The 25,351-nt window shown below is 36.3% G+C and carries 21 protein-coding genes; 9 read left to right on the top strand and 12 right to left on the bottom strand.

What is annotated here, in order from left to right; all coding sequences use genetic code 11:
- Positions 1 to 47: 47 nt before the first annotated feature.
- From ACQ76T_RS02245 to ACQ76T_RS02225, 5 genes are all read right to left on the bottom strand, one after another.
- Complete coding sequence (locus tag ACQ76T_RS02245) at positions 48 to 2,258, bottom strand: TonB-dependent receptor (RefSeq protein ID WP_431341726.1); 2,211 nt, start codon at positions 2,256 to 2,258, stop codon at positions 48 to 50.
- A gap of 343 nt (positions 2,259 to 2,601) precedes the next feature.
- Entirely contained in the window at positions 2,602 to 4,194 is a 1,593-nt protein-coding gene (locus ACQ76T_RS02240) for an MFS transporter (RefSeq protein WP_431341725.1), read from the bottom strand.
- A 100-nt stretch (positions 4,195 to 4,294) separates the two neighbouring features.
- The gene (locus tag ACQ76T_RS02235) at positions 4,295 to 5,407 is read right to left on the bottom strand and encodes an HlyD family secretion protein (protein ID WP_431341724.1); all 1,113 of its coding nucleotides are present in this window, start codon (positions 5,405 to 5,407) and stop codon (positions 4,295 to 4,297) included.
- Between the two features lie 24 nt (positions 5,408 to 5,431).
- A complete protein-coding gene (locus ACQ76T_RS02230) occupies positions 5,432 to 6,742 on the bottom strand; it encodes a TolC family protein (RefSeq protein ID WP_431341723.1) in 1,311 nt (436 codons plus the stop codon).
- 89 nt (positions 6,743 to 6,831) lie between these two features.
- Positions 6,832 to 7,677, bottom strand: coding sequence for a helix-turn-helix domain-containing protein (locus tag ACQ76T_RS02225; protein ID WP_431341722.1), 846 nt, complete (start codon positions 7,675 to 7,677; stop codon positions 6,832 to 6,834).
- A gap of 72 nt (positions 7,678 to 7,749) precedes the next feature.
- Between ACQ76T_RS02225 and ACQ76T_RS02220 the strand changes: the two genes are divergently transcribed.
- Both ACQ76T_RS02220 and ACQ76T_RS02215 read left to right on the top strand, forming a co-directional pair.
- The gene (locus ACQ76T_RS02220) at positions 7,750 to 8,223 is read left to right on the top strand and encodes a DUF962 domain-containing protein (protein ID WP_431341721.1); all 474 of its coding nucleotides are present in this window, start codon (positions 7,750 to 7,752) and stop codon (positions 8,221 to 8,223) included.
- A gap of 271 nt (positions 8,224 to 8,494) precedes the next feature.
- Positions 8,495 to 9,388: a DUF4349 domain-containing protein gene (locus ACQ76T_RS02215; protein WP_431341720.1), complete on the top strand. Its 894-nt coding sequence runs from the start codon at positions 8,495 to 8,497 to the stop codon at positions 9,386 to 9,388.
- 226 nt (positions 9,389 to 9,614) lie between these two features.
- Here the strand turns inward: ACQ76T_RS02215 and ACQ76T_RS02210 are convergent, their stop codons facing one another.
- The 5 genes from ACQ76T_RS02210 to dnaA all read right to left on the bottom strand — a co-directional run bounded on the left by ACQ76T_RS02210 (position 9,615) and on the right by dnaA (position 15,110).
- On the bottom strand, positions 9,615 to 11,414 hold the full coding sequence (locus tag ACQ76T_RS02210) for a lytic polysaccharide monooxygenase (protein WP_431341719.1): 1,800 nt from the start codon (positions 11,412 to 11,414) through the stop codon (positions 9,615 to 9,617).
- Positions 11,415 to 11,892: 478 nt separating this feature from the next.
- On the bottom strand, positions 11,893 to 12,591 hold the full coding sequence (locus ACQ76T_RS02205; protein WP_431341718.1) for an SAM-dependent methyltransferase: 699 nt from the start codon (positions 12,589 to 12,591) through the stop codon (positions 11,893 to 11,895).
- Between the two features lie 4 nt (positions 12,592 to 12,595).
- Entirely contained in the window at positions 12,596 to 13,099 is a 504-nt protein-coding gene (locus ACQ76T_RS02200; protein ID WP_431341717.1) for a nuclear transport factor 2 family protein, read from the bottom strand.
- 1 nt (position 13,100) lies between these two features.
- Positions 13,101 to 13,550 (bottom strand): low molecular weight protein-tyrosine-phosphatase, encoded by a 450-nt coding sequence (locus ACQ76T_RS02195; RefSeq protein ID WP_431341716.1) that lies wholly within the window; start codon positions 13,548 to 13,550, stop codon positions 13,101 to 13,103.
- Positions 13,551 to 13,655: 105 nt separating this feature from the next.
- Positions 13,656 to 15,110 (bottom strand): chromosomal replication initiator protein DnaA, encoded by a 1,455-nt coding sequence (dnaA, locus tag ACQ76T_RS02190; RefSeq protein ID WP_431341715.1) that lies wholly within the window; start codon positions 15,108 to 15,110, stop codon positions 13,656 to 13,658.
- Between the two features lie 136 nt (positions 15,111 to 15,246).
- Here dnaA and ACQ76T_RS02185 point away from each other — a divergent pair, with 136 nt between their 5' ends.
- The 5 genes from ACQ76T_RS02185 (at position 15,247) to ACQ76T_RS02165 (ending at position 20,693) form a co-directional block, all read left to right on the top strand.
- Entirely contained in the window at positions 15,247 to 15,669 is a 423-nt protein-coding gene (locus tag ACQ76T_RS02185) for an acyl-CoA thioesterase (protein WP_431341714.1), read from the top strand.
- A 234-nt stretch (positions 15,670 to 15,903) separates the two neighbouring features.
- Entirely contained in the window at positions 15,904 to 16,752 is an 849-nt protein-coding gene (pheA, locus tag ACQ76T_RS02180) for a prephenate dehydratase (protein ID WP_431341713.1), read from the top strand.
- Positions 16,753 to 17,103: 351 nt separating this feature from the next.
- Positions 17,104 to 17,811 carry a hypothetical protein gene (locus tag ACQ76T_RS02175; protein ID WP_431341712.1) on the top strand — a complete coding sequence of 236 codons (708 nt, stop codon included), beginning with the start codon at positions 17,104 to 17,106 and terminating at the stop codon, positions 17,809 to 17,811.
- A 110-nt stretch (positions 17,812 to 17,921) separates the two neighbouring features.
- The gene (locus ACQ76T_RS02170; protein ID WP_431341711.1) at positions 17,922 to 20,144 is read left to right on the top strand and encodes a DUF2339 domain-containing protein; all 2,223 of its coding nucleotides are present in this window, start codon (positions 17,922 to 17,924) and stop codon (positions 20,142 to 20,144) included.
- Positions 20,145 to 20,258: 114 nt separating this feature from the next.
- A complete protein-coding gene (locus ACQ76T_RS02165; RefSeq protein ID WP_431341710.1) occupies positions 20,259 to 20,693 on the top strand; it encodes a hypothetical protein in 435 nt (144 codons plus the stop codon).
- 59 nt (positions 20,694 to 20,752) lie between these two features.
- Here ACQ76T_RS02165 and ACQ76T_RS02160 read toward each other — a convergent pair whose 3' ends face one another.
- Positions 20,753 to 22,030: a replication-associated recombination protein A gene (locus tag ACQ76T_RS02160; RefSeq protein ID WP_431341709.1), complete on the bottom strand. Its 1,278-nt coding sequence runs from the start codon at positions 22,028 to 22,030 to the stop codon at positions 20,753 to 20,755.
- Between the two features lie 102 nt (positions 22,031 to 22,132).
- Here ACQ76T_RS02160 and yidD point away from each other — a divergent pair, with 102 nt between their 5' ends.
- Together yidD and lgt are read left to right on the top strand one after the other, a co-directional pair.
- Positions 22,133 to 22,381 (top strand): membrane protein insertion efficiency factor YidD, encoded by a 249-nt coding sequence (gene yidD / locus ACQ76T_RS02155; protein ID WP_431341708.1) that lies wholly within the window; start codon positions 22,133 to 22,135, stop codon positions 22,379 to 22,381.
- A 448-nt stretch (positions 22,382 to 22,829) separates the two neighbouring features.
- Complete coding sequence (gene lgt, locus ACQ76T_RS02150; protein ID WP_431343706.1) at positions 22,830 to 23,678, top strand: prolipoprotein diacylglyceryl transferase; 849 nt, start codon at positions 22,830 to 22,832, stop codon at positions 23,676 to 23,678.
- A 126-nt stretch (positions 23,679 to 23,804) separates the two neighbouring features.
- Here lgt and ACQ76T_RS02145 read toward each other — a convergent pair whose 3' ends face one another.
- Positions 23,805 to 25,322 (bottom strand): NAD(P)H-hydrate dehydratase, encoded by a 1,518-nt coding sequence (locus ACQ76T_RS02145; RefSeq protein WP_431341707.1) that lies wholly within the window; start codon positions 25,320 to 25,322, stop codon positions 23,805 to 23,807.
- Positions 25,323 to 25,351: the final 29 nt, after the last annotated feature.

Raw genomic sequence — 25,351 nt, 5'->3', positions numbered from 1 at the left:
TTTCTCATTCCCAACTCTCAACTTTTAATTTATAGTACTTTTAATTTTTAAAAATCAAAAGTATAAGAAAGGTTGAATGTTCTTCCTCTTCCTTTATAGTTAAACAATTCCGGAAGACCATAAGTAGAATACAACACCTGAGAACGCTTGCTCCAGATTGTCTGATAATCTGTATTGAACACGTTTTGAATTCCCAAATTGAATTTACCCCAATTGAAACGGTAGCCAATCATTACATCTGAAGTATTGTATCCTTCAATCACATTATTCAGCTCATCTTTCTGCTTGAAGTTTTGCAGAGACTGGAATCTGAATGACCAGTTTTGGACATTATATCCAATATAGGTTACCAATTTGGAAGGTGAAGCGTTATAAATCTCCTGCTTCTGCCATTCTCCTTTATTATCAACCTCAGATTTGATCAACAATCCGCTCGCTCCGAAATAAACACCATTGTTTAAAGAATAGGAAACCTCAGCTTCGATTCCCATATTTCTCAGTTTCAAATCGTTTACCAAAATCTGAAAAGTCTTCTTATCTACCGTCACCGTTTTATCAGACTTACTCAAGAATCCGGCAGCCTGCGCTCGGAATCCTCCTCTATTGATACGGTATCCTACCTCAAACTGATTGGTTTTAATAGCCTGCAAAGGCTGTTCTTTTACGTTGATACTTGAAACAACATCCCAATTGGTTCCGTTAAGAGTATAAGACCCTATTCCATAAAATTTAGCAGGGTCAGCCAGACTTACTCCTTGAGAAAAAGTTCCCCAAATCTGCTGTTGCTCGTTTAATTTGTACAACAATCCTGCATTGGCTAAAGTCATATTGTAAGAGCTTTTACCTCCAGGTATTGCAGATGCTGAGTTACCGTATCCCATAGCTACCTGCGTCTGCTGTTCAGAACCTACAAAATCGTCCATTTTAACGGTGATATTCTGATAACGAACTCCCGCATTCAGTTGCAGTTTGGGAAGGATGTTATATTTTGCCTGAACGTATCCTGCATAACTCTGAGAATGGTTGGTAGGATATCTTCCTAAGCTGTATTTTGTTTCATTGATCAGTCCACCACTTGACATTGTCTTAGCAATATCATAAACCGATTGAGTTCCTTCAAATTTTTCAAAGTCTACATCTACTCCATAAGTCACATTCAGACCTCTCCATGATTTTGACAATAACGCTTTAATCCCGGAATAATACGTATCCTGTTGGGAAGAAGACATGTAAGGAATTTTTCCACTTTTTAAGGTTACATTTCCTGGAAATGGATAGAATCCTAGTTTTTCAGCGCGGGTAGCAAACTGTACGTACAAATCCTGGCCACCAAGGATTCCGTTTCCTGTATAGGCTACAGTTCCCATATACCTTTCTGTACCAACATTTTTGTCAGACGAAAAACCATCCTTCATTTGTAGCAATGAAGCATCTTTCTTTGTAAAAGCACTTAGATTTTCACCTAAAAATAAACTTTTATCACCGTTAAATTTAGAGTTATAATACTGAAGGGAAGCTGTTATTTTATGTTTATTATTAAACTGATATCCTCCTGTAGCCAAAATATCGATCGATTGGTTGTACTGAAGATCGGTTTGGGTAATATCTGTAAAAAGCTGCTTTTGATCTGCTCCATATACTCCACCGTTCTGCTGATAAGCAATTCCTAATCTTCCGAAAAACTTTTCGCCTTTTCCTGCTATAGATTGAGCTGCACGGAAATCATGGTCATCTTTCCCCATAAAACCTGTACGTACTCCCAATTCAGTTTCTCCGCTGATTCCTTTTTTGGAAGGAGATTTGGTGATAATATTGATAATACCTCCGGTAGCATTTCCACCATAGATGGAACTGGCCCCGGAAAGGACTTCAATTCTTTCTATGTTAAAAGGATCAATAGCATCCAACTGACGGCTGATCGCCCGGATACTGTTCAATGAAACTCCATCAATCATCACCAAAGCCGAACGTCCTCTCATGTTCTGTCCGTAATTGGTTCTTCCCTGAGGACCAATATCCATACTTGGAATCAAAATAGAAAGCATTTCTTTAATGGGAACTCCACTTTTAGCCTGTTCCTGAATTTTTTCTTTCTGAACAACCCAAACGGTTCCTGGAATTTCGGAAATCTTTGTAGGTTTTCTGGAAGCGACAATTACCACATCATCAATACCTTTGGAGACTATAGAATCTTTAGCGGTCTGGGAAAATAGTACTCCCGATGCCAAAAGACCTATGAATGCATACTGCTTTTTCATTATTTCTAATCAAAGTTTTATAATTCTACAAATTTAATTTTTATTATTTCTAAATAAAAATAGTGAAATATGAAATCTTTCATGATTTGCTAATTTGGAAGAAAATAACCGCTTTTTTGACGCAAAGGAATATATTCATTGTCTTATATATAAGGAGCGCAAAGAAAGGAATCAACAAGTTGGTTTGATGAAACTTACTGCTGATAAAGAGAGAAAAGGAATAAAATACACCTAATTATCCGCATAATCTTAAGAACCACCAGAACACTCATTCTTAAAAAACGTAAAATCCCGACCTTTCATATAAGGTTCAGGATTTTACTGGTAAAAACAAGGTTATTTTTTATACTACAGGCCCAGCTGCGTCTTTAATTTCTTCTAATAATTTTTTTCTTTCGCGAAGTCTTCTTCTCGCAATCACAGATTTGCCACCCAATACCCGTACAAATCTGAAATACTGGAATCTTTTTGCTCCAAAATGATGGGTGATTACATAGAATAAAACTCCCAACCCGGCTACAATGATATATCCGAAAATCTTTTTCGTGGCGATAATGATAGCATTCAGTTGGATGGCTTTCATGTTCGCCGCTACATTCTGAGGGGTAACCGTCATTCCATCCATATACACCGCAAGATCTCCTACAGCAGTAATCTGGAAACGATATTGAAACCATGAATATAGGGTTGAAAAAATACCTACAGCCAGAAATGTTCTCCAAACCAATACCAATCCGATCGCTGCAAGCATTTCATCCATTTCAAGTTTATCCAGCGTATAAAACCATACGGAAATAAACAGGGAACACATTCCGTATCCCTTTAAGAACATGGGCAGATACCACTTGTCATAACTGAATTCCAGTACCATAGAGAAATACATAATAACTGCATATCCAATCATTCCGGCAAACCCTGAAAAAATATACATCTTCAATGGTTTTTCTTTTTTAAACCAGAATACGGCAATAATTCCGGCTATAATAATCCCGGGAATCATGAGGATATTAAGTCCGGCATTTGTAACCTGATCATATCCCAGTACACCTACCGCAAAAGACGTCTGAATGGAAGCCGTTCCTAAAAACATTCCCAGCCAGAACAACATAAATAACCCATGCTGCACATTGTTTTTGGTAAATATTTTGAAGGAAAGATAAGGTCTTTTTAAGGTGAGCTGGCGAATGGCAAGCAGAGCAAAACTCACGAAGGCAGCAATACTTGCATTGATGATATTTTTAGAATTCAACCAGTCCTGTTGTCGTCCAAATGAATATACATAGGCTGAAAACATAAATGTTGATATAAAAAGCAAAATGCTCAGCCAGTCGATATAATGCAGGGGAACTTTTAATGCAAAATATTTATCATGCATAAAAATCCAATGGATCAGTGCCAAAATAAAACACAGAACCGAGGTAAAAATATAAAACTGCTGCCAGTTATAAAGTAATGAAAAATCTGCCGCATAATAAGCCGCCACCTGATTCATCGCCAAGACAAAAGTATAGAATACTCCATAAAACATTCCCCGGTTTCCGATCATTACCATCAGTGGAAGAAACAGTTCTATGGTTACCATCATTTTCATAAACCCAATCAATAAAGAAGTGAATACGAAGATCATCGGCTGTAACGTGGTTGCATTCACATAGCTCAACAACCCTAAAAGCACCAGTAATAATACCATTTTATCTCTTACCTTAAATCTCATCTTAATTCTGAGAACAACAGGCATACAGGCTCCCATCCCTATGGTTGTAGCATAATTTGCCCACATAAAATATTCCGTCATTGCTCCGGTACCACTTACCAAATGGCTTATATTTCCTGTATACACTCCACCAATCGGCATTACTACTGCAAGCAGCAATACAATCAGCAGCAGCTGTACAGGTTTGGGCACCCAATCGCTATATAATCCTTTGTTGTACATGTTTTTTAAGTAATAGATTTCAGATATCAGATGACAGACTTCAACATTCAGCCTTAGCTTTCCTTATTCATAATTTCTGACATCTGATATCTTCTGTCTTTTAGTCTTTATTAATATTTACATTCATGTTCATCCCTGCGCTCAGTTTATTCAGATCTTCTTTGTTGTTAGATTTGGTAAACTCTATTCTTACAGGTATTCGTTGTTGTACTTTAATGAAGTTTCCGGTAGAATTATCCGTCGGTACACTTGAGTATCTTGATCCGGTAGCTGCAGAAACGGCGGTTACCACTCCTTCGAATTTTTTCCCTCCCAAAGCATCGGCAGTCATCATTATTTTCTCACCTACTTTAATATTCGGCATCTGGCTTTCAAGGAAGTTAGCCGTCACCCACTTCTGTCCGTTCAAAACGATGGTAGCAACCTGTTGCCCGGGTTGTATCAGCTGCCCTTCAGAAATTGTTCTTCTTCCCATTACCCCGTCATAAGGTGCTGTAATCACCGTATAAGAAAGGTTTATTCTTGCCATATCCAATGCAGATTTTGTTCTTTTGATCTCTGCATCGTTGATTCCTAATCTGCTTTTTACTTCTGTTGTAGAAAGGTTAGCGGATTGTTTTTGATTAACTAAAGTTTCATAAGCTGCTTTTTGAGCATCATACTCTGTCTTCACCTGATCGTACTGCTGTCTTGTTACGGCTTCTGCAGATAAAAGATTTTTGTATCGGTTCAGGTTCTGTTCAGCATTCCAAAGTCTCGCTTTTGCACCTGCAATATTGGATTCCATTACGTTGATATTATTGGAAACTGTATTTACCGAAGAACCTGTTGCCGTCTTCTGAGCTAGTGCATTTTGATAAGCGGCTTCTGCCTGGCCAAGCTGTGTCAGAATTTCACGGTCATCCAGAATCACCAAAGTATCTCCCTTTTTCACGTTCTGATGTTCTATAAACTTAATTTCTTTAATATAAGCAGAAACTCTTGTATTGATCGGATTGATAAATTCCTCCACCTGAGCGGCTTCCGTATAGGTTTTGTTTCCGATGTGAAAGTATTCACGAATCAGCCAGAATAAGCCAAAACCAATCACCAAAAAGACGATAATATTGGAAATAATGGCTCTGATCTTATTGGTTTTATTTTTCTTTTTTTTGTGATCTGCAGCAGAATTTGCAGATGTTGTATTTTGAGTGGTTTGTTCCTTGTTTTCCATTGTGTTGATTTTCAGTTTTAAAAATTAAAGTGTTCCGGTAGATTTCAAAAGGTTATAGTATTGATACAAAACATTAATCTCCGCATTGGCATAATCCAGTTCCGATTGCAGCTTCTGATTCTGGGCATCAATCATTTCCGCCTGTACTGCCAATTGATTCAGATATTTGGCTTCTGTAATCTTATAGTTTTCTTCTGCCAGTTTTTTAGAATCATTAAGGATATCTGCCTGTTGAATAGCTTCCTGGTACTTGGTATAGGCAGCATTTACTCCCATATCAATGTTCTGCTGTGTCAAAGTCATTGCATCATTCGCCTGATTCTTCTGCAGCTCACCTAATTTTACTTTTTCTTTTGTTCTGTACAGATTATCTATATTGTAACTGAGAGAAACACCGGTTTGCCATCCTCCTGAGTACATATCCAAAACAGGATTTCTCGTCGTAATAGGTCTTTGCAAGGTATATCCTCCAAAACCTGCTACAGTAGGCATATTATCTGTTTTAATGATTTCGATATTCTTATCCGCTACATCCCTATTCTTTTTGGCAGATTTCAGCAGAGGATTTTTTTCATGGGCAAGATCTGTGTAGTATTCCATTCCAATACCGGCATCTTTATTTCCTAAGCTTTCTGTGGGAATAATTTCTGTATCGGTAGGTAATCCCAATGCAATATCTAAATTATAGGATAAGATTTTTCTGTTGTTGAAAAGAGTAAGAATACCCTGATCAAGGTTTTTAATCGCCAATTCACCACGAATCACTTCATTTCGGGTCACCATACCCTGCTGATAGAATTTCTGGACATTTTTAAGACGTTCCTGAGCCAGTTTTTTATTATTCTGAAAAACCTCCTCTTGGTTGATGATTTTATACACATCCAGATAGTTTGAAATCACTAAAAATTTCACATCCTGTTTGTTTTTCTCCAGATCCAGTTCAGAAAGCTGCTCACGAAGCCCTGCCATTTCAATAGATTTGTTCACCAATCCTCCTTTGAAGATAAGCTGGGTAGCCTGTACAGCATAAGAGCTTCCGTAATGAGGCATCGGAACTTTTGTAGAGTTTGAGAAGTCTTTATCAATAGCAACTGCATCCCCTAAATAGAATTGACTTGTAGATGCCGTTATTGTGGGTAATTTCTGAAGCTTTGTAATAGCAATGCTCTGTTTCGCAATATCAACGTTCTGAGCAGAAACTTTTAACTGCTGATGATTTTGTACAGCCAGTTCGGCCACCTCACCTGCAGTCATCTGTTTGATCTGTTGCGAAAAAAACAGCGCAGGAAAAGCTGCTATCAAAATAGATAGTGCTGTTTTTATTTTCTTTGTCATTTTACCTTGTTTTACAGATGCAAAGTTAGGTCAACAACAAAATCAATCAAATGTTTGATTTTTGGAAAAAGATGTTCAAATGTAAGATTTTAAATTTCGAACTGATGTCGGTATTGTGTAGGGCTCACTTCAATATGTTTTTTAAAAAAGTGAGAAAATGAATATTGATCGCTGAAACCAAGGATAGAAGAAATCTCTGAAACAGGTTTATTGGAAGAGTTTAAAAGCACTTTTGCCTCATTAATAACAATAAGAGCAATGATATGACTGGCAGACTTACCTGTAATCGACTTAACTACTGAGGAAAGATGTCTGGTTGTAATCGACTGCCGCTCGGCATAAAACTCAACAGTTCGTTCTGTAAGGTGATGTTCGGCAAGGTCTGTAAGAAATACAAATACGATTTCTTCCTGTCTGGACATCTGGTTCATAGAATTATTGTCTTCTTTAGAAATAATTCCCGCCATCTGATAACAGAAAACAGAGAAAAGATGTTCAACCATTTCTTTTTTATACAACATTTCTGTTTCAGAATCCAGGATATATTTAAGGAAGTTAACGCTTTTCCATACTACCTCCATTTCATTTTCGGGAAAAGGAACCCCTTTATTCATCTGCTGTCTGAAATAGCGGTAAGTAATGAGACGATTGAACTTTAGCGATAAAGCTGAAATAAATTCTCTTTTATAAGAAACCATTCTGGACTGAAAATCGTCGGTCACAGAAACCACTTCATAGATCGTCTGCGGATCGGTCACCATAAACATATTGGCAGAAACTTCCAGATCACTGAAATGCTGGCGAAGCTTTATGGTCCCTGATTTAATAAAAATAAATGCAGGATTATCTGGCCGGAAAGGCTTATCAACAGCGATTCTTTCAAAGATATTACGTTCTGTAAAAATCTCAACTCCGTACTTTTCTAGGGCAGACATAGCACAAATGTAAGCAATCTTATCAGTGATTACAAAATTTTATTATTTTAGCAATTATCAACTTCCGCTACGATGAGAAAGGTAGATTTATTATTTGCAGAATACAGTAAAAGTCACAGAAACGCCATCAATAAAATGATTCACTGGATCTGTGTGCCCTTAATTTTCTGGACTATACTTGGGTTTGTATCTCTTGTCCCCGCCCCTCATTTTTGTATTTCGTATTTCGGATGCATCAGTATTGTGAGCATCATCATGGTTGTTCTGATTACCCTATTTTATATAAGGCTTTCATTCAGAATCAGTATTATTATGATCTTGATGATGTTTTTGGCAGAACATTTTATCTATCTTACCAATATCAGTTTGGGAAAACAATCCTGGATCCTCTACCTTTTAGTTTTTGTCATCACATGGGTTTTCCAGTTTATCGGGCATAAAATTGAAGGGAAAAAGCCTACTTTCATACAAGATATTCAATTTTTACTGGTAGGCCCTATATGGCTCCTCGGATTTATTCTAAAGAAAACCGGAATCAAATATTAATGAGTAAGGACTTTTACTTCTCATCCTGTCTATTGCATTCTTTTGAAGGTGACCTTATATTTTAACTGGCATATTATATGGGTATTTCCAGGTAACAATCTTTATAGAACTCTTTTTCATGTTTTAGAGATTTCAGCTTTGGGATACGTATTTTTCAGGTCGGTTTTAAAGCTATTTATGGAATTAACATTCAATATTCTTTCGTTTTATCTTACAAATGATCATTTTTGAGCACGCTTTTTGATCATATCCATAAAAAACTAACATACCCATGAAAAAAATTATTCTCTTATTATCTGGTCTTATTCTAATCAATTGCAGCAAATCAGGTGGTGAAAAGCAGGAAGTGAAAGCCGACCTAATGGAAGTTCTGACAGAAGATAAAACACCTTATTCTTCATCTGCTCCTGCACCTCCTCCATTTTCTGTTTCTGAGAAGGCAGCCTCCGGTGAAAATGGAACCAACAAAGAAGTTTATACCCCCAAAAAAACAGATACGATCTCCAAAAAAATCATCAAAAACGGAGATATGAAAATTCAGGTGGGTGATATTAAAAAAACGCAGAACCAAGTCAATGAGATCATCAGGAAAAACAATGCTTATATCCAAAAAGAAGAGTTTCAAAATACGGATATGGATGATAATCTTACTCTGATTATCCGTGTACCTCATAAAAATTTCGATGCATTGATCAGCTCATTTTCAAATGGAGTAGGATCTGTTTTGTCTAAAAATATTTCATCCAGTGATGTGACAGAGGAATATACTGATGTAGCCATTAAGCTGGCTAACAAAAAAATATATCTTGAAAAATACAGGGACATGCTTAAAAGTGCTGCTACCACGAAAGATATGCTTGAAATTCAGGAAAATATCCGAGAACTTGAAGATGAGATTGACGTGGCTGAGGGCAGGCTTCGTTTTATTGATGACCGTGTGAATTACAGTACCTTGAATTTGAATTTATATAAAGAGAAAGTGAGAAGTTCAGCTACCTCAAAAATCGGTTTTGGAAGTCGCTTTATTGATTCCCTGACTGAAGGTTGGAACAGTTTTGTAAGTTTTCTGCTGGGAATGGTTTCATTATGGCCGTTCTTTTTAATCATTCCATTTATGGTGCTATTATGGAGGAAATGGAAATCTGGAAAAAAAGATAAAAACTAATGTATTAAAAAATCCGGGCATCTTCGATGCCCGGATTTCTACTGCATTATCAACAATTTAATTGTACTGTTTCCAGTACAGCGTTAAAGGACAAAAATAATGCAATAACCGTGTTAAGGCCTGTTAAATCTTCATATTGAAAGAGCCAAAAAAGGATTAGCTTTTCGCAGGATAAAAACCACCTTGATGGCAAGGTGGTTTTTGTTCTTATTCTAAATTTTTGTTATTACTTTCGGATCGTTTTCGTTATGCTGCTTCCATCTTTATAATGAATTCTCACAAAATAAATTCCGGCTTGCAGATGACTTATATTAATACTGCTTTTTGTTGGGTTAACAGAAGAAAGCATCTGAATTCCAGCAGGATTAATCACATCCACTCTACTCATTTTTCCATAATAGTCTTCCGGTGAAAAACTGATCATATGATCAGACACAATTACTGAAAGACCGCCTTCTTTACTTGTAAGACCGGATGTACAACCCGGACCTTCAGTGCAGGTATCGATTACTTTCCAGACAGGATTACTTCCCGGAGTTTCTGCTGAATTAGCATACCATTTATTTTCCCATATTTTGCAGGCATAGAAAACCTTTGTTCCTGCTGTTGGATAAGTTTTTGCCGGATTATATTCTTGTGCACCACAATAGGTAACCGGACCGCTTGACTGACACCCGGGACCTTCTGTGCATACACTGATTTCCTCCCATACCATATCTGTTCCCGGAAGCTCTCCCGGATTAGCATACCATTTATTTTTCCAGATTTTACAGGCATAAAAAACTTTTGCTCCAGCTGTAGGATATGCATTGGCAGGATTATACTGTTCTGCTCCACAATACGTCTGACCATTCCCCGGTGTAATTTTCTTAGTTCGGACTTTTAATTCATTACTCATTTCAGAAATCTGATCGTTCATCGCAACAGATCTTACAGTATAAAGATATTCCGTGTCTTGTGCTAATCCTACTCGTGAAAAGCTTGTTTGTACAGTTTCTCCTACCTTAATCCCATTTTCAAATACCTGATAGTTTTTAATACCTTGTGTATGGGTCGAAGCCATCCACATTAATGAAACGGAGTTTTCAGTAGCTCCCATTGAGTGAAGGTTTGATGGTGCTGTGGGTTTTTCCTGTATACCCTCACTGTTCGTTTTTATATTGAGTGGTGTACTTTTTCCTGAAGTGAGCCCCGAAGAACCTTTTGCCTGTATTTCGTACATATAAACCGTATTGGCAGTTAAGCCGGTATCTTCAAATGCAGCCACGCTTACCTGCTGAATGCTTTGTCCGTTGCGGAAAACAGCATAAGATACTGCATCTGGCTGTGGAATCCAGCTCATTTTAGCAGAAGAACTTGTTACTCCTATTTGTGTTAATCCTGTAGGAGTGGCAGGTGCTGAAACTCCTGTTCCAGACGTTACGTTAACATCAATAACATTATAAAATGCATTTGTAGTATCAGCTACATCCCAAACCGCTAAAATTATATGATAACCCGTACGGTTAGCAGGAACTGTAATCTGATGAGAAACATTATCCTGCGGTGGTGTACCATTATGCGTAACTGTTCCAATGAGCTCAAGATCCTGGCGGGAAAGAGGTTTATTAGGATCCCATCCTTGCTTTGTCATGTAATAATGCCATTTTGCAGTCGCATGATAAGCCAGATATTTCCAGATAAAGGCATTGACACCCGTGGTAATATTGGTTTTCTTCCAACGGTCAGCAGTTTGGAGATCCAGCATAGTGTCTCCCCCAATACTTCCATTAGCAGAAGCAATCTTTCCATCTGCCGGACCCAATGCAGGAAAGCCTTTTGGCGCTTCCAGAGAACCGGGCTCATTAATGACAGAACCATATTTTCCGAATGCTACAGAATAGCCAAGTGAAGCCTTATCAAGACTTCCCTGATATCCTCTTGAGGCAGGACTTAGTACATATCCGTGTGCAGACAGATGAATTAAAGAAGGTACCAGCATCGCCAGCATGAGCAATACCGGAAAAAAAATTTTACGTGTCATCATATTTAAATATTTGGTGTTGATTTTATTGGATCAATTTTGTTTAAAAATGAATTTAAAATTATTTATACTCTCAATAACTAAAGAAATATAAAGGGTGTTGGCTTAAAGCATTTTAAATTATAAAATACTTAATGAAAATTAAATTAAACAAAATAAATTAGTTAATATTTGAAGTTAAAACACAAAATAACAATTCATAACATATTATTATTAACATATAATCATAACATTTTAAAACATAAAAATATGAAAATTCAAGTAAATTAATCACATATTATTGAAATAAATTTAGTTTAAATCAAGATAAAAAAACTGGAAGAGAGAAGATGAAACTGAAAACAATGTTAGTTCTATGATTTCTAAGGAATTAATGAAAATTTTTATAAATAAAAAAGCCGGGTGACTGATCCTCATGACCAATACCCAGCTTGTAAGTATAAAATACTCCTAATAATTTATTAACTAGAAGGAGTATTGTTTATTTCCCCAGCACAAATACGGCAGGAATTTTATGAAGCTCTGGCTTTTGTTTCTGCCAGTCTTTTATGGTCTTGGTTTTAATAAATTCGTGCTCGGGATCATTGATGTTGGCAGCAATACAAAGCTTGGTATTGGGTGGCAAAAACTTACACAAATCTTCAAAAAGCGGATTGTTTCTGTAAGGCGTCTCCATGAAAATCTGTGAATACCCCGTTTTCTGAACAAGACTTTCGAGATTCATGATCTGTTTCTTTTTCTCACTTTTATCAATCGGAAGATACCCATGGAAAGTAAATTCCTGCCCATTGAACCCACTTGATATCAGAGCCAAAATAATAGAAGACGGACCGGAAATGGGTATTACTCTGATATTTTTCTCATGACACCATTTTACGATAAGATTTCCGGGATCAGCAATACAAGGCAAACCCGCTTCTGAAAGCAGTCCAAAATCCTGACCTTTCAACATCAGTTCCTGAGCCTCTTTGATATCTGCATTTTCCGTATATTTATCCAACAGGAATAATTTCAGATCGGACTGTTTTTTTTCAGGAGCGAAAAACTTAACCACTTTTCTGGCTGTTTTTTCATTTTCCACGAAAAAGTAATCGGTCTGCATAATATATTCTTTGATCACAGGTGAAAAATGAGTGATAGAAGTATTTTCTGAAAGATAAGCTGGAAGTAAAAAAAGCATTGTATTATTTTTTTGTTCTTTCTTGTAAAGAAGGTTGTTTGAAATGATGAGCGAGTTCCATGGAAAAGGTTACCGATGAAATCTTCCAATCGTTGTTTATTTTCACAAAGGTAAGAATTTCTTTTCCCCAATGTTCCATAACGTCTTTATAAAAGCAGCTGTAGTCTGAAGTTACTGAAGCAATTTCACCGTCAGTAATGACCTGAACATTGTCTGTTTTATTTTGAGACCTATATTTTTTAAAACCCGTAATAAAAGTTTTATAGTCTTCTGTGTGTATCTGAGAAGCTTCAGCCACCCTATCTGTTCGTTTGGCAAAACTCCTGGCGGTAAAAACACCATTTACCTGAACCGGTCCGTAAAACATTTTGAAAAGTTCCTCTTCCTTTCCTTCTGCATTCAGCAAGGTTGTATATTTGTTGGCAAGCTGGCGAAGAGTAACTTCATCCTGCTGTTGTGCGGAAACAAAAACAGACACCAATATAAACAGCAACAGCAGTTTTTTCATATTAGACGACAATCTGTGTTACAATAGCATCACATCCTTTATCTAATAGCTGGTAAACCTTTTCAAAGTCTTCCATTCCACCCCAATAAGGATCCGGAACATCTGTATTTCCATGAGTTCCCGCAGCCTCTAAAAATAATAAAACCTTCTGACGTTCTTCCTGATTTTCTGCCCTGGAAACAACTTCTTTATATACCGAAGCATCCATACAGTAGATTTTATCAAAAGTTCTGAAATCATCTTTTGTGATGGGTCTCGATTTTTGTTGGGAAATATCAATAGTATGGTTAGCAGCCGTTTTCACAGCTCTTCTGTCAGGATGTTCCCCTTCATGCATCGAAATGGTTCCTGCAGAATCAATCAGAAAATCCTCAGTAAGTTTTGTTTTCATTATTCCTTCTGCCAGCGGACTTCTGCATATATTACCTAAACAGACCATTAATATTTTCATAGGCTATTATTAAAAAGAAAAAGGTTTATTTGTATGGACAAAACTAAATAAAAAATGAAGAATACAACGATTCTTCATTTCAAATATTTTAGCTTAGCAGGATATCTACTGTTTGATTCTTTCGGTAAGATCTTTAACGTATTTCTTGATTTCTTTATCAATTTTTGATACGTCTTTGATGGTATCGCAGGCGTACATTACCGTTGAGTGATCTTTCCCTCCCATTTCTTCACCAATCTTGGTAAATGTAGAGTTGGTAAATGCTTTTGAGAAATACATGGCAAGCTGTCTTGGTAATGCAATCTCTCTTTTTCTTGTTTTAGATAGAAGCTGTTCTTTCTTGATTCCGAAATAGTCGCATACCACATCCTGAATATAAGGAATGTTGATTACCTTTTTCTGGTTAGCAGCAATTCTATTGATGGTTTCTTTTAACAATTCAAGACTCAGGTCTCTCTTATATACTGTAGAGTACGCAATTACCGAGTTGATCACTCCAATAAGTTCTCTTACATTGGTTTTTGCTTCTGCAGCAAGAAAATCCAACATATCACCAGGAAGAACAATTCCGTCTCTGCTTAATTTGTCTTCAATGATCTGTCTTCTTGTAGATAAATCAGGAGATTTGATTTCTGCAGAAAGTCCCCATTTGAAACGGGAAACAATTCTGTCCTGAATATCCATAATATCGGCAGGAGCTTTATCTGAAGTAAGGATAATCTGCTTTCCATTCTGATGTAAATGATCAAAAATATGGAAGAAACTGTCCTGCGTAGCAGATTTTCCTGATAAGAACTGGATATCATCAATAATAAGAACATCCACCATTTGGTAGAAATTGGCAAATTCTGTCTGCTTATGTGCTTTAGCGGCAGAAATAAACTGTTGAATGAATTTTTCAGATGATAGGTAAAGAACCACTTTATCCGGAAACTGGTTTTTCACTTCGAGACCAACAGCCTGCCCCAAGTGCGTTTTTCCAACTCCATACCCTCCATATAAGAATAATGGGTTGAATGCGGTAGCTCCTGGTCTTTTAGCGATAGATCTTGCTACTGTTGCAGCAAACTTATTGCTTTCTCCTTCTACATAACTATCAAAAGAATAGTCAGGTTTAAGGTTAGAATCTATGTTTACTTTTCTTATTCCAGGGACCACAAATGGGTTTACAATATTAGCTGAAAATCCTTGTGGCATTGTTTCCTGTGTTTTTGGAGTAGGAACGCTTTGTCCCTTCATGTTCATAGTAACGGGTTTTTCAAGACCTTTTGGTCTGTTTTCCATTACAGAATACCATAATTTTACTCCTTTTCCTATATTTTTCTTCAGGGCAGCAGAAAGTAAGGACAGATAATTATCCTCAATATATTCCTTGTAAAAATCACTCGGTACGATAAGTGTAAGGTTGTTCGCAACTAATGAAAGTGGCTCAACCTTATCAAATAACATATCGAAAGATTTTTCAAGTTTTTTCAAGTCAGAATTGTCTTCAGCCGCGTTTAAGTTATCACGCATAAACTGAAGGCATTTCTGCCATAACATCATTAAATTATCATCCATTTTTTATGCCCCGATTATTCTTTGTTTGTACTGTTTTTAGAAGGAAGACAAAGGTCCAATATTTTCTTTTCAAAAAAAAATATTGCACCTATTGATTATTTAAAAATATATTTGTATGTATAATTTAAGACCTAAAATGATACACACAACACACTCAATACGAGTACGTTACGCCGAAACAGATCCTATGAAATATGTATACTACGGAAACTATGCTCAGTACTTCGAAGTTGCCCGGGTTGAACTCTTCAGAAGCATAGGAATTTCATACGATGAAATTGAAAACCAAGGAATTTGGCTTCCGGTTTCAGACTACAAAATTAAATATTTGCGACCAGCTTTGTATGATCAAAATTTAGAAATTCATACATATGTAAAAAAAATCCCGGGAGTTAGGATTGAATTTGAATATGAAATTTACAATGAAGAACATATTAAAATTACAGAAGCTACCACTACACTCTTCTTTTTAGACTCCAAAACGAATAAAGTTATTAAATGTCCGGAGTTTTTAATGGAACTCATTGAGAAGAACTGGAAAGAGACTACCAGTGACTAATAGAAATGGCAAGGAGTAAGAAATATTCCGAACCAGAATCCTATATAAGTTCAAAATATAAAATAGAAATTTTTACATGATTAAACTGAAAGTGGAAAGTTACCAATCGCTTATTATTTAAATGTCAATTTTCAATTTTTCATGCTCTATTTTTAACTTTTACTGTTGGGTCTTATTTGTGAATTAATTCGCACCTTTGTATTTGTTTATCATACCTTATATATATTATTATTTATGAAGATTGCATTTTTGGGGCCTCATGCCAGTTTCACCCAACTTGCCGCTGCACAGCTTTTCCCTAACGAAGAGCTTTTACCACAAGCCAGTATTCTGGATTGTTTCTATGCAGTGGAAAACGGAGAAGCGCTAAAGGCCGTTGTTCCCTTGGAAAATTCTATTGAAGGAACTGTTTCTATGACGCTGGATTATTTATATAAGACCCCGTCCATCAAAATCGAAGCGGAAGCGGTAATGCCTATTGCCCATCACCTGATGATTCATCCTGAAAATACGATAGAAGATATCGAAAGAATATATTCGCACCCTCAGGCATTGGCGCAGAGTTTCCATTTCCTGGATACGCATTATAAAGAGATTCCTAAGCAGGATTTTTCTTCTACAGCCGCAGCCGCTAAATTTGTTTCGGAAAATCCGGAGACTAAAATTGCTGCCGTTGCCAATCAGTTTGCAGCTAATTTGTATGGCCTTAAAATCGTAGACCGAAATATTCAGGATTTTGAACAGAACCACACAAGATTTATTGTAATCTCTAAGCATCAGGAAAAATATGAAAACCAGAATCTGGAAATTCTTGGAGAAAAATCAGGAATGTTGATCACTCTTCCTGAAGATCACCCTGGAGGGCTGCATCAGGTTTTGTCTGTTTTTGCCTGGAGAAAAATGAACCTCAGCAAAATTGAATCCAGAACATTGAAAACAGGTCTGGGTAATTATTTTTTCTTTATAAATGTGGAAGGACATTGGGAGGATGTTTTACATGGAAACTCTCTGAAAGAACTGGAATCTATTAATGCCGATGTCGATTTTCTTGGAAACTATAAAGAATTCCTTCTTGAAAGCTAAAAAACGTAGGCTAAAATCTATAAAAAAGAGCACTGTTATGGGAAAACAGTGCTTTTTTTATGCTTAAAATAAAGAAAAAAACAAAAATAATCACCTAACTCACAACAGGTTAAATCACTAAAAAATAACCCACCTAAAAGGGAGAATTATTTTTTTCAAACCATTCACAAACACTCTTTTAATCGATAAATAACAATAATAACTCGTAAATTAATTATGTAATATTTTACACCAAAAAACAAACATATGTTTAAATATATTACAATATATTAACGTTAAAAATGAAAAATCCATAATAAAGAATATGATTTTTATTGTATATTTGTTAACAACTAATTAAAAATCTTGATCATGAAAACTAAAATTTGCAGCTTAATATTAGCGTTCGCTTCATTGCCTTTATTTTCACAAGTTGGTATTAATACAGACACACCTACAGCCACTTTGGACGTTAATGGAACATTAAGAGTTAGGGTTACTCCATCTGCGGCTACTGTAACTGGATATCAGGTTTTAGCTCAAGATGTGGCCACTACAGAAGTTTTTGCACTGGATCCTCAGCTTATAATCGCAGCCTCCGGAACCAATACCACTATGTATGCCGCAAAAAAAACAGCTGGAATCAGCCTTTTATCACTAGGTCTTTTCCCAACGGGTTTCAGATCTGTAAATTTCCTACAGGCTGAAAGAACAATAGGATCTGCCAGCTTGTTCTCCGACACAGATAATACCTACACTATTCCTTCTACGGGCGTTTATGCTATATCGTTCAGCTTCCGTTATGGAACAGGGTTACAGGCTTCCATATTAGCCAACAGCCCGGGAATAGGTATTGTAAGAACAAGAGCCGGAGTAGCTACTACTATTGACTCCCGCCCTTTCAGTGGAGCAAACCTTCTTGTGTTAAGCTTGACCATATCTGAAACAACAATCAACTCTTTGTATTCGTTCCAGGCTGGAGATAAAATTTCTTTAGGTCTTACAGGATCAACAGCATTAGACGTAGGTTTACTTGGTTCCAGTGTTGCCTCTTTCTACATCTATAAAGTATCTAATTAAAAAAACATATTGTTAGTTATCTATACCGTTAACCCATCGCTATACTGTGATGGGTTAATTTTTGGCCGTGTTTTTGAACACATTTCTTTATATTTGATAAAAACTATAGCATGAATGAATTTTTCGCAGCCGTATTAGTCATAGTTATTATCATTATTTTTAACAATCTGAATTCAAAAATCAGAAGGCTTGAGAAGGAAATATCTGATCTTAGGTCTAAAATCAACACCCCCCCTTCAACAACTAAAACGGTCAAAGAAAATATTCTGCCAGATAATATTATTGCTCCTGAACAGCCACTACCTCATGAAGACGAAAGAGAAAATATAAGATTCCCTGAAAATGATCCGCCTCAGACTGTTCCTCAAAAAGATTGGATTACTCCCCTATTTGATTTTTTAAAACAAAATGCACTTACCATTATTGGTATTTTCACTCTTGTTCTCGGAATTGGTTATTTTGTAAAGTACGCGATAGACAAAAACTGGATCGGAGAAATTGCAAGAGCCGGAATTGGATTCTTTACCGGAGCAGTCATCATCCTTATTGGGCATTTCCTCAGAAAAAATTATACAACTTTTGCTTCTATTATTACGGGAGGTGGAATTGCTGTTCTCTATTTCACTGTAACCATCGCATTCCGGGAATATCATCTTTTTGCTCAGAACACAGCTTTTGTCATCACAAGTTTGATTACGGCCGCTTCTATCATTCTATCTTATTATTATAAAAGTGAAGTTCTCATTATTTTTTCGTTGATTGGTGGGTTTACCGCTCCATTGATGATCAGCACGGGAGAGAGCAATTATCCTTTCCTGTTTATTTACCTGAGTCTTTTAAATATAGGAATGCTTATCATATCTTTCCTTCAACATTGGAAAAGTGTTGGCTTGACCGCTTATATTTTTACAACCTGTTATCTTCTTTACTGGACCACGGATGATCCTGAGATTTTAGCGATTGTTTTTTATATGATCAGTTATGCCATCTTTTATATTTTTGCTTTACAGGATTATATTAAGAAAGGTAAGCTTTCAACGGCTGATATTTTAATGCTTGCTTTCGTTAATTTTTCAAGTATTTTAGGTCCGATTTATATTTTTAATGAACTACAGTATGAACCTGCGATTATTTTCCCTCTTATTCTTGCAGTAATCAATTCTATTCTTATTTTTAGAGAATACGGACGAAAAAGTTTCGAAATACCGTATGCAGTATTTGCAGGAATCACAACCAGTCTGATCACAGCAGCTGTTGCTATTCAGTTCAAAACTCACCTCATCACCAGCATTTGGGCAATAGAAGCTACTTTACTTCTTTTCATCTGGAAAAAAACCTGTCACCAGATTTTCAAAATCTGTTTTTATATTCTTTTTCCTCTGGTATTGATCGCTCAAACTATTACATGGACAGATTATCTTGGGGTAAAACATTATACTATTATCTTTAATCGTGTCTTCCTTACGAGTTCATTTACCATCGCTTCAAGTATTATTAATTTATATTTACTAAAAAACAGTACAAAGGAAAAAGAGAACAGTTTCTTTGAAGATCTTATTACCGTAGCCAGCTACGGAGTCATCTACACAACCTTCCTTCTGGAAATTATATGTCATCTTTCCGAAATGCCATGGTCCGCAGTTCTTACTACAGGATTATTATATAGCATTTATTATATTTTCGTATTATTAGCTTTTAAAAACCGACTGGAGATCCGAAGTGAAGTTCAAACGGTTTTACTCTATGTTTTGCTCCTTCTTGCCGCAATCAATATATCAATAGCCACCTCAAACGTTGTGGACACTATTCTATCCGGGAAATTATCTACCGGTTTTTATCTGCTGCATTTGCTTCAATGGATTCCTTTTATATATGTATGTTTCCGTATTATTCCTTCCTCAGAATTTCATAAACGTACCATTTCTTACTGGATACTTTCTCTGGCAACCATCATTTCTGTAAGCTGTGAACTTCATCACTCCTATGTTATAACAGTTTCTAAGGACGTTCTTCATTCTTATGCAGCCAAAGAACATTTTAATATTCTTTACCTTCCGATAATATGGGCTGTTCTTGCCAGTATTTTTATTTATATAGGGTTGAAAAAAGACATTCAGGAATACAACAAGATTGGTTTTGCACTGATAGGACTAATGATCTTAAAACTTTATGCTTACGACGTATGGCAGATGGACAATATTTCAAGAATCAGTGCATTTATTGCCCTTGGAGTTATTTTATTACTAAGCTCTTTTACTTTTCAGCGCCTTAAAAATATCATTAAAAACATGGTTGACAAAAAGAAGGAATTTGAAGACCACAAAGACTCATAATCAATAGAAAATAAGTTTATTACTAAGCAGAACCTAAAACAATGGAACATTCCGTTCACATTTTATAAAAAATAACTATATTTATCTCGTTTTTAATATTTACTTATTCTGATTATGAAAAAATTACTCTATTCTTTTTTACTACTATCGTCTGTGGCTTTAGTAGCACAGCAAAAAGTTGCTCCAAAGTTTGCTATTGCCGATAATGTTATCGGAACAGTGGATATGTTCAATACAAAAAAATCCTTAGTACAGGTTTCGAAAGTATATAGCACCCCGGCAAGTCTTCCTCAGAATCTGAAAAAATACAGTAAATTATTTACCAAAGGAGTGGCTGAATATAAATTTAAGGACGGAAAAAATATATTTGACATCATGTCATTGGCAGATATCAATGTTCAGTATGGAATTTCACAGGATACTCCTGTTTTTATTGACGGTGTGGAAGTTAATGATACAAAAACCTTAATCTACCCACAAATCAAGAAAAAAACTGAGGAAAAGAATTATAATGGCAAAAAGACGTTATTCATTTCCACCACTGAGTAATTTCCAATCAAGATATAAACAAAAGAGGCTGTCTCAAAAGTGAGATAGCCTTTTTTATTTTAATATTTATGATTCCATTTTTTCTTTAATTCTTCATAGATTTTCTTTTCCGTAGAATTGTTTCCGGGCTCATATAACTTAATATTTTTAATTTCTTCGGGAAGAAAATCCTGATCTACAAAATTACCTTCGTAAGAATGGGCGTATTTGTATTCTTTTCCATAGTCAAGATCTTTCATCAATTTGGTTGGAGCATTTCTCAAATGAAGAGGAACCGGAAGATTCCCGGTTTGCTTCACCAACGCCAGGGCATCATTAATAGCCATGTAAGCCGAATTACTCTTAGGAGATACCGCAAGATACACCGCTGTTTCACTGAGAATAATCCTTGCCTCAGGGTTTCCGATAACGTTTACCGCCTGAAAACAATTGTTCGCAATCACCAAAGCATTAGGATTAGCCAGTCCAACATCTTCAGCAGCCAGAATAAGCATTCGCCTTGCAATAAACTTAATATCTTCCCCACCCGCAATCATTCTTGCCAGCCAATAAACGGCACCATTTGGATCACTTCCTCTCATCGATTTGATAAAAGCTGAGATAATATCATAATGCTGTTCTCCATTCTTATCATAAAGAGCCATGGTTTCCTGAAGCACCTCAAGAACATCTGCATTGATGATTTCCTCTACCTTAGAATTCTTATATTGGTTCAGAACAAGTTCTACCGAATTGATCAGTTTTCGGGCATCTCCTCCAGAATATTGAATGAAGGCTTCTTTTTCAAGAATTTTAAAATCGGTTCCCTCCTCTTTATTATATCTCGCAGAAGCAATGTCAACAAGTTCTTCAAGCTTTTCATAGCTTAATGCTTTTAAAACATAGACCTGACTTCTGGAAAGCAATGCGGAAACCACTTCAAAACTTGGGTTTTCTGTAGTTGCTCCTATAAGAACAATCCATCCTTTTTCTACTGCATGAAGCAATGAGTCCTGCTGGGATTTATTAAAACGGTGAATCTCATCTATGAATAAAATAGGAGGTTTACCAGAAAATAAGTTCTGTTTTTTAGCATCATCAATTACATCACGCACATCTTTTACTCCGGAAGAAACAGCCGAAAGTTTATAGAACTTTCTGCCTGACTGTTCAGAGATTATTTCTGCCAGCGTTGTTTTTCCTGTTCCGGGAGGTCCCCAAAAGATTAAGGAATTCAGGGTGTCATTTTCAATCATTTTCCTGATGGTTCCTTTTTCGCCGGTAAGATGCTCCTGTCCCAGTACCTCACTCAGATTTTTGGGTCTTAATTTTTCAGCTAATGGAATATTTTGATTCAAAGTAATTTTATTTTTTAGGATCCATATTTCAGATTTTCGAACTCCGAAACTTCTAACAAAATTAAACTAATTTTCATTTTTTTACGCTATTTTTGCATTGTTTTGAAACTTACATTCAATAAAATCATTACATTTCCTTTGGTAATTTTGATAAAATTTTACCAGTGGTTTATCTCGCCTATACTTCCCAAAAACTGCCGTTACGAACCTACATGCTCACACTACATGCTGGAAGCGCTTAAGGTTCATGGTTTATTTAAAGGCTTTTGGATGGGATTTAAAAGGATTTTGAGCTGCCACCCCTGGGGAGGAAGCGGATACGACCCTGTTCCGCCGAAACATCATCATTAAAAAATCAAACGATTAAATCAATAGAAAAATGAATACTATTTTTTTCAGAATTTATCTGGTACTATTTGCATTGATTACGCAGTGTCTTGTAGCACAGGAATACCCCGGAGGTTTATCTGATGGAACTTTGGATATCAACGGAAATAATGTTCCTGTAAAGATCTTTTCTACTACAGAGTTTGGAGATCTTACTGCTTTTCCGGACAGAGCTATCAATAATAATGTTGTCGTTATCCTGAATGAGGCTAATTTTGAGACGGCTTATTACAATTATGGGATTTCGACTTTGGCAAAATTCAAGGATTCAAAGTATCAGTTTTTTGATAAAAATTTCAAACTGATTGAAACTGCTGCTAACAAAGATAACATCACGACATTTAAATATGCTGTAAAATCGGCAAAACCGATTACAGATTCTGATAAAGTAGAACTTAAAACTCCATTTAAAATATGGGATCCTTCTAAAGGAATCCAAATAGGTGGTTTCACGCTGCATTTTTACAGCCTCATGTTTGTGTTTGCCTTTGGGTTCGGATATATTCTCATGACAAGAATTTTCAAGATTGACAATGTAAATCAAAAATACCTGGAACCTCTTTTCACATGGACTTTGATAGGAACCATTCTGGGAGCAAGATTAGGCCACGTTATTTTTTACCAGCCGGAATTGTTTAAGCAGGACTTCTGGAGTGTATTTTTACCTATCAGTACTAAAAATGGATTTAAATTTACAGGGTTTTCAGGGCTAGCAAGCCATGGAGCTACTATCGCCTTGATCTTCACTACTCTTTATTATTCTTTTAAAATCATTAAGAAAAATCCTTTCTGGGTATATGACAGATTGGGTATTGTTGTAGCTTTAGGAGGTGCATTTGTAAGAATGGGGAACTTTTTCAATTCTGAAATCTTAGGTAAGCCTGCAGACGCTAATTCTCCTTTTGCTTTACTTTTCCCTCAGCAGAGCAGTGAATACGGTCTTACTGTACCTCGTTATCCAAGCCAGTTATTTGAGGCAATAGGATATGTTGCTCTTTTCATCCTGCTATGGATCTTATATAGAAAAACGGATAAAAAATATCAGCAAGGATGGTTATTCGGTCTGTTCTTCATCATTCTTTGGGCCATCCGTTTCTTTGTTGAATTCCTTAAAGAACCACAGGGAGATGAATTTATCCAGATAGGAAACTTAAACACCGGACAGGTTCTTTCTATTCCGTTTATGATTGCAGGGGTAGTTATTATGATTGTTTCAAAGAAGTTCAAAATCACTGAAGAAGAGAACGGAAAACCGGAATAAATTTTAAAATATTGCTTACATCGCTGATAAGGCGAAAAAAGCGAATAAAAAAGGACAAATTTGCCAAGCTGCGAATTTGTCCTTTTTTTGTTTCAGACTGATATTTTCAATTCATAATTTCCGTGTTTAAAGGTTTCTGGCCTTTTTCCGATCCAGTTCTGCAAAGACACCGCCCAATTCATGGATAACATCCGTTGGAAGCATCGATTCTTTGGAATACTTTTCGGAAGCCAAATCTGCCGCTTTTCCATGAAGCCAAACTCCTAAGATACAAGCATGCTCTTCAGAATATTGCTGGGCCAACAATGAAGTCAATATCCCCGTAAGAACATCACCACTTCCTCCTTTCGCAAGCCCCGCATTTCCTGTAATATTGTAATACACTTTTCCCTGAGGGGTAATAATTTGTGTATGATGATCTTTCAGTACGATGTAAATATTCAACTCTCTTGATTTTTCTATAGCAAGTTCAAGTCTTTTAAAAGAATTTTCTGTACTTCCGAACAGTCGTTCAAATTCTTTCGGATGAGGCGTAATAATAGATTTTTGAGGAATCAGTTTAAGATTTCCAGATGTTTTTGACAGAATATTCAGAGCATCTGCATCCAACACCAAGGGTTGATGATAGTTTTCAAGGAAGTTGAGCAAACCTTTCTCTGTATCCGGATGGGTTCCCAGTCCTGGTCCAATTCCATAAGTAAAGCCGGGATCATTTTCAAAATCGGTTATATATTTCCCTCCTGCTTCTATAAACATTGCTTCGGGGCAGGAACTCTGAAGTATTTCATAGCCACAATTCGGAGAAAGCGTAAAAGTAAGCCCTGCTCCTGCCCTTAAAGCTGATTTTGTAGCCAGAACTGCAGCCCCAATCTTTCCATAACTTCCGCCTGCAATTACTGCTTTTCCATAGTTTCCTTTGTGGGAAAACTCTTGTCTTGGCCTAAAAATATTCTCTATCAGGAAGTCATCTGTTACAAAGTATTCCGCTTCGGTTTTTTCCGAATAATCTTTACTTAAATCAATATCAAGAATTATTACTTTTCCGGTATATTTTCCAGTTTCCGGATGAAGAAAACTTCTTTTCCAAGATTGAAAGCTCAGCGTATAATCTGCCTTCAGAATAACGGCATCATCTTCAAACAGACCATCAGCAAATAATCCTGAAGGAACATCAATGGATAGGGTAAGGTTTTCTTTTGCGTTTAATTGTTCCACAAGATGCCGGTTTTCCCCTTTCAAGGATCTGGATAGCCCTATCCCAAAAAGAGCATCAATGATAAGGGTTTTATCATCAAAGCCGTATTGTTCTATCTGACTGAAATTTCGGATGGTAATACCCGAAATATCCCGAAGTCTTTTCAAGTTTACAGCGGCGTCTTGAGAAAATTTACTTTTAGGATCATGTATAAAAATGTCAACATCAAATCCTTTCATATAAAGCATCCTCGATATTGCCAGACCATCGCCACCATTATTTCCGTTCCCACAAAACACAGCTGCTCTTTTATGATTTTTGCAATGTTCGGAAATCCAGTTGGCAACAGCTGTCGAAGCTCTCTCCATCAACTGAATGGAAGAAATCGGTTCATGAGAAATGGTATAGTGATCCCAATTTCGTATTTGTTCGGTAGTAAATATTTTCATACTATTGAATGAAGTTTTAAGCAAATTAC

Source organism: Chryseobacterium sp. JK1 (assembly GCF_050632815.1).
Lineage (GTDB): Bacteria > Bacteroidota > Bacteroidia > Flavobacteriales > Weeksellaceae > Chryseobacterium.
Note: the sequence above shows the minus strand (reverse complement) of the source record. Positions and strands in the feature narration are given on the sequence as shown.

Coding starts and splice junctions, on each gene's coding strand:
- ACQ76T_RS02230 (WP_431341723.1), bottom strand. CDS start 6,742: ATGACAAAGAAAATAAAAACAGCACTATCTATTTTGATAGCAGCTTTT.
- ACQ76T_RS02220 (WP_431341721.1), top strand. CDS start 7,750: ATGAGAAAGGTAGATTTATTATTTGCAGAATACAGTAAAAGTCACAGA.
- ACQ76T_RS02210 (WP_431341719.1), bottom strand. CDS start 11,414: ATGATGACACGTAAAATTTTTTTTCCGGTATTGCTCATGCTGGCGATG.
- ACQ76T_RS02240 (WP_431341725.1), bottom strand. CDS start 4,194: ATGTACAACAAAGGATTATATAGCGATTGGGTGCCCAAACCTGTACAG.
- ACQ76T_RS02145 (WP_431341707.1), bottom strand. CDS start 25,322: ATGAAAATATTTACTACCGAACAAATACGAAATTGGGATCACTATACC.
- ACQ76T_RS02205 (WP_431341718.1), bottom strand. CDS start 12,591: ATGCTTTTTTTACTTCCAGCTTATCTTTCAGAAAATACTTCTATCACT.
- ACQ76T_RS02235 (WP_431341724.1), bottom strand. CDS start 5,407: ATGGAAAACAAGGAACAAACCACTCAAAATACAACATCTGCAAATTCT.
- ACQ76T_RS02185 (WP_431341714.1), top strand. CDS start 15,247: ATGATACACACAACACACTCAATACGAGTACGTTACGCCGAAACAGAT.
- ACQ76T_RS02170 (WP_431341711.1), top strand. CDS start 17,922: ATGAATGAATTTTTCGCAGCCGTATTAGTCATAGTTATTATCATTATT.
- ACQ76T_RS02200 (WP_431341717.1), bottom strand. CDS start 13,099: ATGAAAAAACTGCTGTTGCTGTTTATATTGGTGTCTGTTTTTGTTTCC.
- ACQ76T_RS02165 (WP_431341710.1), top strand. CDS start 20,259: ATGAAAAAATTACTCTATTCTTTTTTACTACTATCGTCTGTGGCTTTA.
- ACQ76T_RS02225 (WP_431341722.1), bottom strand. CDS start 7,677: ATGTCTGCCCTAGAAAAGTACGGAGTTGAGATTTTTACAGAACGTAAT.
- pheA (WP_431341713.1), top strand. CDS start 15,904: ATGAAGATTGCATTTTTGGGGCCTCATGCCAGTTTCACCCAACTTGCC.
- ACQ76T_RS02195 (WP_431341716.1), bottom strand. CDS start 13,550: ATGAAAATATTAATGGTCTGTTTAGGTAATATATGCAGAAGTCCGCTG.
- dnaA (WP_431341715.1), bottom strand. CDS start 15,110: ATGGATGATAATTTAATGATGTTATGGCAGAAATGCCTTCAGTTTATG.
- ACQ76T_RS02245 (WP_431341726.1), bottom strand. CDS start 2,258: ATGAAAAAGCAGTATGCATTCATAGGTCTTTTGGCATCGGGAGTACTA.
- ACQ76T_RS02175 (WP_431341712.1), top strand. CDS start 17,104: ATGAAAACTAAAATTTGCAGCTTAATATTAGCGTTCGCTTCATTGCCT.
- ACQ76T_RS02215 (WP_431341720.1), top strand. CDS start 8,495: ATGAAAAAAATTATTCTCTTATTATCTGGTCTTATTCTAATCAATTGC.